Origin of the sequence: Phenylobacterium sp. (genome assembly GCF_030645195.1) — a bacterium.
Taxonomy (GTDB): Bacteria; Pseudomonadota; Alphaproteobacteria; order Caulobacterales; family Caulobacteraceae; genus Phenylobacterium.
Genome location: NZ_JAUSLW010000060.1, coordinates 1 through 10,444, shown reverse-complemented (window position 1 = coordinate 10,444; position 10,444 = coordinate 1). Strand labels below are relative to the sequence as shown.

General features: G+C 67.7%; 6 protein-coding genes and 1 pseudogene. All 7 read left to right on the top strand.

Features of this window, described 5'->3' with window-relative positions:
• A partial coding sequence (locus Q7T09_RS05155; RefSeq protein WP_370689204.1) for a beta strand repeat-containing protein occupies positions 1-2,320 on the top strand: 2,320 nt, incomplete at its 5' end.
• A gap of 150 nt (positions 2,321-2,470) precedes the next feature.
• Positions 2,471-4,573, top strand: a complete 2,103-nt coding sequence (locus Q7T09_RS05150; RefSeq protein ID WP_304698173.1) for a tetratricopeptide repeat protein — start codon at positions 2,471-2,473, stop codon at positions 4,571-4,573.
• 46 nt (positions 4,574-4,619) lie between these two features.
• A complete protein-coding gene (locus Q7T09_RS05145; protein ID WP_304698172.1) occupies positions 4,620-6,911 on the top strand; it encodes an FkbM family methyltransferase in 2,292 nt (763 codons plus the stop codon).
• Positions 6,912-7,003: 92 nt separating this feature from the next.
• The gene (locus tag Q7T09_RS05140) at positions 7,004-7,954 is read left to right on the top strand and encodes a UDP-glucuronic acid decarboxylase family protein (RefSeq protein ID WP_304698170.1); all 951 of its coding nucleotides are present in this window, start codon (positions 7,004-7,006) and stop codon (positions 7,952-7,954) included.
• A 22-nt stretch (positions 7,955-7,976) separates the two neighbouring features.
• The gene (locus Q7T09_RS05135) at positions 7,977-8,750 is read left to right on the top strand and encodes a hypothetical protein (protein ID WP_304698168.1); all 774 of its coding nucleotides are present in this window, start codon (positions 7,977-7,979) and stop codon (positions 8,748-8,750) included.
• A gap of 303 nt (positions 8,751-9,053) precedes the next feature.
• Positions 9,054-9,905: a flagellin gene (locus Q7T09_RS05130; protein WP_304698167.1), complete on the top strand. Its 852-nt coding sequence runs from the start codon at positions 9,054-9,056 to the stop codon at positions 9,903-9,905.
• 308 nt (positions 9,906-10,213) lie between these two features.
• Positions 10,214-10,444 (top strand): annotated as a pseudogene (locus Q7T09_RS05125) (flagellin); the annotation flags it as partial.

Genomic DNA, 10,444 nt, shown 5'->3' with positions numbered 1-10,444 from the left:
CACCGCCACCCAGATCGGGGCGCTCAGCAACGCCCAGCTGGCGTCGGTGACCGCGACCGGCATCTCGGCCCTCGACGCCACCCAGGTGGCGGCCCTGTCCACGACCCAGGTCAAGGCGCTCACCACCACCCAGCTGAAGGGTCTGGAGACCACCGACATCGCCGAGTTCTCGGCGACCCAGGTCGGCGCGCTCACCAACACCCAGCTCGGCGCGCTCACCCCCACCACCCTTGGGGCGCTGGACACCACCCAGATCGGCGCTCTCTCGGCGGCCCAGGTCGGCTCCCTCTCCGGAACCGCGCTCTCGGTCCTGGACGGCACCCAGGTGGCGGCCCTCTCCACCACCCAGGTCAGCGGCCTGACCGCAACCCAGCTGCGCGGTCTGTCGACGACGGACTTCGCTGAGCTGACGACGACCCAGGTCGGGTCGTTCTCGCCGGCCCAGCTGGGGGCGATCACCGCCACCAACCTCGCCAGCCTGGACGGCACCCAGGTCGCGGCCCTGACCACGACCCAGGTCAAGGGCCTGGCCACGACCCAGCTCAGCGCGCTCGGCGCCACCGACGTCCAGGAGTTCACGGCCACCCAGATCTCGGCCCTGAGCAACAGCCAGGTCGCGGCGCTCTCGGCCACGGGCTTCTCGGCTCTCGACGCCACCCAGGTTGCGGCTCTGTCCACCACCCAGGTCAAGGCGCTGACGGCCACCCAGCTTGGCGGCTTGCAGAGCACCGATGTCGCCGAACTCTCGGCGACCCAGATCTCGGCGCTTACCCCGACCCAGCTGTCCCAGATCTCGGCGACCAACATCTCGGCCCTCGACGGCACCCAGGTGGCGGCGCTCTCCGCCACCCAGGTGAAGGGCCTCTCCGCCACCCAGCTCAAGGGTCTGGACACCACCGACATCGGCGAGCTTTCGGCGACCCAGGTCGGCGCGCTCACCGCCGGCCAGATCGCGGCCCTGTCCACCACCAGCCTCTCGACCCTGGACACCACCCAGATCGGCGCCCTGGCCACGACCCAGATCGCGGCCCTGACGACCACCGGCCTCTCGGCCCTGGACGGCACCCAGGTCGCGGCCCTCACCACCACCCAGGTGGGCGGCCTGACCACGAGCCAGCTCGCCTCGCTCTCGACCACCGACTTCGCCGAGCTGACCTCGACCCAGATCGGCGCGCTCTCGGCGGGCCAGCTCGGGGCCCTGTCGGCCACCAACGTCTCGTCCCTGGACGGCACTCAGGTGGCGGCGCTCTCCACCACCCAGGTGAAGGGCCTCACGGCGACCCAGCTGAAGAGCCTCTTCACCACCGACATCGGCGAGTTCACCTCGACCCAGGTGGCGGCCTTCTCGACCTCCCAGATCGCCGCCCTCACGGCCACCGGCCTCTCGGCGCTCGACGGCACCCAGGTGGCGGCGCTCTCCACCACCCAGGTGAAGGCCTTCACGACGACCCAACTCGCCGGTCTCAACACCACCGACATCGGCGAACTGAGCCCGACCCAGGTGAGCGCGCTGAGCGCCAGCCAGTTCGGCGCCCTGACGGCCACCAGCGTCGCGGCCCTCGACACCACGCAGATCGGCGCGCTCTCCGCCGCCCAGATCGGCAGCCTGTCGGCGACCAGCCTCTCGACCCTGGACGGAACCCAGATCGGCGCGCTCTCCACCACCCAGGTGGGCGGCCTGACCACCACCCAGCTGAAGACCCTGAATTCCACGGACTTCGGCGAGCTGAATTCCACCCAGATCAACGCCCTTTCGGCGGCGCAGCTCGGGGCCCTGACGGCGACGAACATCTCCTCGCTCGATACGACCCAAGTGCAGGCCCTCTCCACCACCCAGGTGAAGGGCCTGACCACGACCCAGCTGTCGGGCCTCTCGGCCACGGATGTCGGGGAGTTCAGCGCCACCCAGATCGGCAGCCTCACCGCCGGTCAGATCCCTGGCCTGACGGCCACCGGGGTTTCGGCCCTGGACAGCACCCAGGTGGCGGCGCTCTCCACCACCCAGGTGAAGGCCTTCACGACCACCCAGCTGAAGGGCCTCGACACCACCGACGTGGGCGAACTCGCCACGACCCAGTTCGCGGCCCTCTCCTCGACCCAGGTGGGCGCGCTCGCCGCCACGGTGATCTCCGAGCTGACCACGACCCAGGCCGCGGCGCTCGCCACGACCCAGATCACTGGCCTGACCTCGACCCAGCTCGACGGGCTGACGGCCACCAACATCGCGGCCATGAGTTCGACCCTGCTGAACGCCATGACCGCCACCCAGGTGCAGAGTCTGTCGGGCGATCAGGTCGACGCCTACATCGCCGGCACCTGAGGCTGGCGGACGACCTAGCTGCGCCGGGAGCCCCGGCGCAGTTGGTCGCACCGGGGGCCCCGGTCTGGAATCCGGAGCCCGGAGGCGCCAGAAGAGGGTGACTCGATCGCACGACGGCCGACTCGCCGGCCGGCCGGCGGCTGGAAGGACATGCTCGAGACCGCAATGCCCCAGGACATCTTCCTCTCCGCCCTTCAGAAGACGACGTCCGGGACCCAGGGGCTGGGAGAGCTGATCAACACCGCCAACGCCCTGAGCGGGGCGGGGAGGAGCGATCAGGCCACCGAGCTCTACAAGATCTGGGTCGCCTACAATCCCGAGCACCCGCAGGCCTATGTGGCCCATTTCAACCGGGGCTGCCTGCACACCCAGGGCGGGGAGCTGGCCCCCGCCATAGAGGCCCTGCAGGCGGCGATCGCCGTCAGCCCCGACTTCATGCCCGCCTATATCAACCTGGGCGGCGTCCTGGAGCGGAACGGGCAGATCGACCAGGCCGTCGCCCTTTGGCGGACCGGCCTGGACCACGTCGCCGGCGTCACCGGGGAGCGGGTCGGCTACAAGCTCGCCACCCTCAAGCAGCTGGCCCGGGTCCTGGCGGACAATCACCGGATCGAGGCGGCCGAGTTGGCCATGCGCGAGGCCCTGGCCCTGGACCCGACCCAGCGCGACGTCATCGAACAGTATCTCGCCATGCGCCTGGCCCAGTGCAAATGGCCGGTGATCGAGTCACTTCCGGGCGTGGACCGCCAGGCCCTGCTGACCTCGATCCACCCCCTGTCCATGGCCGCCTACACCGACGACCCTCTGCTGCAGCTGGCCTCGGCCAGCCGCTACGTGGAACTTGGCGTGGAGACCCCGCCCGACACCGAGATCGAGGGCCGCCGCCACGCGCCCATCGACCTCCAGGGCCGTCGCCTGAAGGTGGGCTACATCTCCTCGGACCTGCGCGACCACGCCGTCGGCTACCTGATGGCCGAACTGTTCGAACTGCACGACAAGGCCAAGGTCGAGGTCTTCGCCTATTATTGCGGGACGCCCTCGGCCGATCCTCTCAACCTGCGCACCCGCCAGGCGGTGGAGCACTGGGTCGACATCCGGCCGATGAGCGACGCCGAGGCCGCCCGCAGGATCGAGGAGGACGGCATCGACATCCTGGTGGACGTCAACGGCCACACCCGGGAATCGCGCACCGCGGTCTTCGCCCGCCGGCCGGCCCCGATCCTGGTCAACTGGCTGGGCTATCCCGGCACCATGGGCAGCCCCTATCACCACTACATCATCGCCGACGGCTGGATCATCCCGCCGGGTTCGGAGATCTACTATTCCGAGAAGGTGGTGCGCCTGCCGTGCTACCAGCCCAACGACCGCAAGCGGGTGGTCTCCCCCGAGCGCCCGACCCGCCAGTCGGCCGACCTGCCGGAGGACGCCTTCGTCTTCTGCTGCTTCAACGGCGCCCAGAAGATCAGCCGGGCCACCTTCGAGCGCTGGCTGGCCATCCTGGGGCGCGTGGAGGGCAGTGTGCTCTGGCTGCTGGAGAGCACGCCGGAGACCCACGAGCGTCTGCTGGCCTTCGCCGAACTCCAGGGCATCGCGCGCGAGCGCCTGATCTTCGCGCCGAAGCTGCATAATTCCCTGCACCTGGCCCGCTATCCCCTGGCCGACCTTTTCCTCGACACCGCGGCCTACGGCGCCCACACCACCGCCTCCGACGCCCTGTGGATGGGGGTGCCGATGGTCACCCTTTCGGGCCGCAGCTTCGCCGCCCGGGTATGCGGCAGCCTGGTGCGCGCCTCGGGCCTGGCGGACCTGGTCTGTTCCAGCCCCGACGAATATGTCGAACGCGCGGTGGCCCTGGGCCACGACCGGGCCCAGATCGCCGCCTACAAGGCCCAACTGGATGCCAACCGGACCACCTGCGACCTCTTCAACATGGAGAAGCTGGTGGGGAGCCTTGAGGATCTCTACGCCAACATGGTGGTGGACTATCAGCAGGGCGCCCTGCCGCGTCCGGACCTGGCCAATCTCGACCTCTACATGAAGGTCGGCGTCGATCACGACCACGAGGCTCGGGAGATGCTGGCGGTCGAGGACTATCACCACCACTACAAGGCCAAGCTGGCCCGCCGCCACCTGGCGCGCCCGATCCCCGCCGACGCCCGGCTGTGGACGCCGCAGGATATCGCCCTGGCCGAGGGGGAGACCGCCGAGGTCTCGCCCCCGCAGCCCCGCCCGCGACGCGTCGCCGCCGATTGACCCGTCCGCGCCGCAGGCGCGGGCGTGGCCCTGAACTGGAAACAGGATGATTGAAACCGTTCTCGAAGGCCTCCGCGCCGAGGGCTACACGCCGGCCACCCTGCTGGACATAGGCGCGCATGAGGGCCGGTTCGCCACCGACTTCCTGCGGCTGTTTCCCGACTGCGTCCCGACCCTGATCGAGCCCAACCCCCACTGCGCCCAGACCCTGGCCCAGCTGCCCTTCGAGCGGCACATGGTGGCGGCCTCCAAGGAAACCGGTGTCGGCGAGCTCTTCCTCGCCGCGAACTGGCTGCAAACCACCGGCGCCTCGCTCTACCGCGAGGACACGCACTTTTTCCGCGATGAGCTGTTGGTGCGGGCGGAGGTGCCCAAGGTCCGCCTCGACGATCTGCTGGCCGGGCGCCGCTTCGACTTCGTGAAGATCGACACCCAGGGTTCGGAGTTGGACGTCCTGCTGGGCGGCCAGACCGTGTTGTCGGAGGCCGACTACATCCTCGTTGAGGTTTCGCTGGTGGAGTACAACATCGGTGGCGCGCCCGCCGAGGCGGTGTTCGGACAGCTGGCCGCCATGGGTTTCCGCTGCGCCGAGGTGGCCGATTTCCATCGCCTCGCCAGTGTCCGCGACGGCGCTCTGCTGCAGATGGACTTCCTGTTCGAGCGCCGATCCAAGCGCCCCTCCGCCAAGGCCCAGCGCCTGATGGATCTCGGCCAGCGCCTGGCGGCGGAAGGTCGGGAGGACGACGCCCTGGCGGCTTTCGAGAACCTGGCGACCCTTATGCCCCGCGACGAAGCGGTCCTGCGCCGGCTGCTGGAGGCCTATGCCGCCCGTGACCGCAGCCTTGAGGTCCTGGGCGTCCTGCGCGCCATTCGCGCCCTGCGGGCGGACGCCGACGACCTGCTGCCCGAGATCCAGGCCCACTCCCTGCCGGCGGTGGAGAAGTTCAACGCCCATGTGGCCGCCGGCGAGATCGCCGAGGCCGAGCGCTACGCCGCCGCCCTGGTCGCGATGGTTCCCCAGAGCGAACCGATGCTGAGCGCGGCCATGACCTGCAACCAGGTCCTCGGGCGGTGGCCGCAGGTGCTCCGCTACGCCAAGGCCCTGGTGGCCATCCATCCGGAGCACCCGGGTGCTCTGGACGCCCTGAGCCAACTCGGTCAGGCGACGCCGCCGAAGCCCGCCGACCCGGCCCTGGCCGAGATCGCCGCGAAGATGGCCCTGGCCCTCGACCTCAGCGTCGAAACCCATCCCCTGCTGCGACTGCGCGACATCCACGACGTCGTCAGCCTGATCCTCTGCCGCCCGCTGACCGCCGAGAGTCAGGCCCAGATCGAGTCCCTGCTGGGCGCCGCGGCCGACCTGCGGATCGAGGTGGAGGCCGGGTCGGAGTGGGAAGGCTGGGCCATCCACTACCGCCTGCTGTTGGACGCCGTCGACCTGGCGGCCGTGAACGCCCCGACGCCTGAGCCCGGCCCGGAGCCCGAGCTCACCTTCGTCTCGGCCTCCGGCGCGCCGATGGACTGGGACGGTGTGCGCGCGGCGGCTGACCGGCTGGGCGCGCAGGCGGTGTTCTTCGCCGCCGCCGACGAGACCTATGTGGACCTCTACGCCCGCTGGTACGCGCTGTCGGTGCTGAAATATTCCGACGTCCCCAGCCTGGTCGTCATCCATGTGATCGGCGGCGCCGACCGGCTGGCGGAGATCGCGGCCGCCGTGGGGATTGGCGACGAGCGCCTGGTCTTCGCCGGGGACGCCTTCGACGCCGGGGCGGTGACCACCAGGGTCTATGACGCCCCGCCCACCGGTTTCATCTCCCGCCCCGTGGCCCACTTCCAGTGTGTGCGGTTCCTGCGCCTGGGGGCCCTCCTGGCCCGCCTGGAGCGGCCGGTCTTCGTCTCCGACATCGACCTCATCCTGCAGCGGGGCGTCGCCGACCTGCTGGCCCGCGGGGCCGGCGCCGACGTCATGTTCAACGAGAACGAACTCAGCCTCAACGCCGGCTCACGGCTGACCGCCAACCTGCTGTGGGTGAACCCTACGCCCAACGCCCACCGCCTGCTGGCCTTCCTCGCCCGCTATCTGGAGACCCAGCTGGCCAAGCCGGAGGTCACCCGCTGGATCGACCAGGTGGGGCTGATCTTCGCGCGCCACCACCTGATGGCGCGGGGGGAGGCGCCTCGGATCGCCTATTTCGACACCGCGACCGACATCAACAACGTGATGTACCCGTCCTACCAGGCTCATCCCTTCCGCTTCCTGTCCCTGTTCCACGGTTTCGACACCTCCAGCCTGGAGGGCGACCCGCGGGTGCTGGGGGAGGGGGCGGCCGCGCAGTGACGCCCGCCCACGGAGGGCGAGACTCAGTCTAGGTTCTGCGGCTCAAGGGGGCGGCGCGCCGCCCGACCCGATAGTCTTGAGACCGGACGGACATGAAGCGCATACTGGTCACTGGCGGCGCCGGCTTTGTCGGCTCGCATCTGTGCGAACGTCTGCTGGATGCGGGGCACGAGGTGCTGTGCGTCGACAACTACTACACCGGCTCGCGGCGCAACGTGGCCCACCTGCTGCCCAACCCCAACTTCGAGCTGCTGCGCCACGACGTGACCTTCCCGCTGTTCGCCGAGGTGGACGAGATCTACAACCTGGCCTGTCCGGCCTCGCCGATCCACTACCAGTTCGACCCCGTCCAGACGACCAAGACCAGCGTGCACGGGGCCATCAACATGCTGGGCCTGGCCAAGCGGCGGCGGGCCAAGATCTTCCAGGCGTCCACCAGCGAGGTCTATGGCGACCCCACCATCCACCCGCAGGTGGAAGAGTACTGGGGCAATGTGAACCCCATCGGCATCCGTTCCTGCTACGACGAGGGCAAGCGCTGCGCCGAGACCCTGTTCTTCGACTACCACCGCCAGCACAAGCTGCAGATCAAGGTGGCGCGGATCTTCAACACCTATGGCCCGCGCATGCACCCCAATGACGGGCGGGTGGTCTCCAACTTCATCATGCAGGCCCTGCGCGGCGAGCCCATCACCCTCTATGGCGAGGGGCTGCAGACCCGCTCCTTCTGCTATGTCGACGACCTGGTAGAGGGCTTCATCCGCCTGATGAACACCGGCGACGAGGTCACCGGCCCCATCAACCTGGGCAATCCGGGCGAGTTCACGATTCGGGCCCTGGCCGAGATGGTGGTGGCCCAGACCGGGTCGAAGTCGACCATCACCTACCAGCCCCTGCCGGCCGACGACCCCAAGCAGCGCCAGCCCGACATCAGCAAGGCCCGCGCCCTGCTGGACGACTGGCAGCCCACCATCGCCCTCGAGCAGGGCCTGACCCGCACCATCGCCTATTTCGACGGCCTGCTGAAAAGCGGCGCGGCCTAAGCCCAGAACAGGACTCCTGCGGATGGACATCAACGAACAGGCCGCGGTCAACGCCGACATCTACCGCTTCGCCCAGGGCTACCTGCAGAAGCGCGGTTGGTTCGAGAGCCTGGGCGGCATCCCGCGCAACAATGAGGGCGTGGTTCCCTGGATCACCTATCCGGCCTTCATCCAGCTCAAGCGGATCATCCGTCCCGACTTCAAGGTGTTCGAGTACGGCTGCGGCGGCTCCTCCCTCTGGTGGGCCAACAATGTCGCCGAGGTCACCAGCGTCGAGCACGACAAGGAATGGGGACTGCACGTCTCCAACGCGGCCCAACCCAACCTCAAGGTCATCGTCCGCGAGATGAACGAGGCGGCGGACGATGAACGGCGAGCCGCCGTGGCCCCGTTCTTCGCCGATCCGCCGGAACTGCCCCTGTCCCACAGCACACCGCACAACATCATGCATGGGCTGCTGTCTGAGGAGTTCGTCGCCTACGCCACCGAGATCATGGCCTTCCCGACCGGGCACTTCGACGTCATCGTGGTGGACGGCATGGCCCGCACGCTCAGCGCCTGGCTCGCCATCCGTCACCTGAAGCCCGGCGGGTTCATCCTGTTCGATAACACCGACCGGTGGCAGTACAATGGAGCCTATCGGCTGCTCAGCGCCGCCGGCTTCCGCCGGATCGACTATTACGGCCCGGGTCCGGTGAACAAGATCGAGTGGTGCACCTCGCTCTTCGTCCGCGATCTCAACGTCTTCGACGCCAGCATCGACAGCCCCCAGGGCGACTGCGACCTGGGCTGGTGACAGTGGCCGCCCGCGGCGCAATCGCGCCGCGGGCGGGTTCGACTTGCCTTGCCGGGCAGAATCGGCACGCCGAAAGCGGCTCGCGCCTTTGATCCCGGCAAGTCGTGCCGAGGCGGCAATTGAGTCCGGGCATGCTTAACGCGGCAGCCCGCGGGGCCTCAAAAAATTCAATAAAAACAACACCATAAAAAATGAACGCCGTGCCAGAACTGGCCCGGAGCTTGCGAGGGTGTGGGTAAGGCGAAGAACGCCCCGCAGGCAAAAGCCGCAAACTCTCTCCCGACCAGAATGGAAGGATCCCAAATGCCGTACAATTCGGTGAACACCAACGTGGGCGCGATGGTCGCGCTCCAAAACCTCAATGCGACCAACTCAGACCTGGCGATGGTTCAAAACCGCATCAACACTGGCAAGAAGGTGGCGAACGCCAAGGACAACGGCGCTGTTTGGGCGATCGCCCAGAACCAGCGTGCGGCGTCCGGTTCGTTGAACGCCGTCCGGGATTCGCTGCAACGCAGTCAATCCACGGTCGACGTCGCAATTGCTGGCGGTGAGACGGTTTCGGATCTCTTGCTGCAAATGAAGGAGAAGGCGCTGGCTGCGTCCGATACCAGCCTCGACACGGCGTCCCGCACGGCCCTGAACGAAGACTTCATGGCCCTGCGCGATCAAGTTTCGAAGGCGGTTTCGAACGCGTCGTTCAACGGCGTGAATATGTTGGACGGAAGTCAGGTCGGGGGTCCGGTGACGATCGCCGCCCTGGCCGATGAGTCTGGTCAATCCAAGCTCACGGTCATGGCGCAGGATATGTCGCTCGGCACGCCCGGAAGCGCTGTCACGATTCTGGCGACCGACTCGATCGGGACTCAGACCGCCGCCGCCGCCATGATCACGACGATCGGGACATCCATCGCGAATGTCTCGACCGCCTTGTCGAAGCTGGGGACGGGCTCAAAATCGCTCGGCAACCATCTGACCTTCATCAACAAGCTCCAGGACTCGATCGACGCCGGGGTGGGCAACCTCGTCGACGCCGATCTGGCCAAGGAAAGCGCAAGGCTCACCTCGCTGCAGACCAAGCAGCAACTCGGTGTCCAAGCGCTGTCGATCGCCAACCAGATGCCGCAGAGCATTATGTCTCTGTTCCGCAGCTGAGTTGGTCGCAGCGCCGGGCGGGCGCTCCCCGAAAGGGGGCCCCGCCCGGCGAGCTCTTTGAACTGCTGGGCGCCGTTTGCCGTGTGAGGTCGGCAATTTCTGCCCAAGCGCCGTCAAGCTAGGCAAGATTTGCCGGGCGCATACGTCCCTAACAAGGGTTTAATCTCACTATTTCAACATCTTATGGCGGGCCGATAGCCCGTGGGCGCATCCCCCGAGATGGCCCGGAACTTGCTCTTAACCACACGGGCAAAATGCCTGCGGTCAGCAAAATGCCGACCGGTGACCTGAGAACAAGGACACCTCCGATGCCGAATAGCGTCAATACCAACGTCGGGGCGATGATCGCCCTCCAGAACCTCAACGCCACCAATTCCGACTTGATGACGGTTCAAAACCGCATCAACACCGGCAAGAAGATCGCCTCGGCCAAGGACAACGGCGCCATCTGGGCCATCGCCCAGAACCAGCGTGCGACCTCCGGCTCCCTGAACGCGGTCAAGGACTCCCTGCAACGTTCGCAATCGACCGTCGATGTC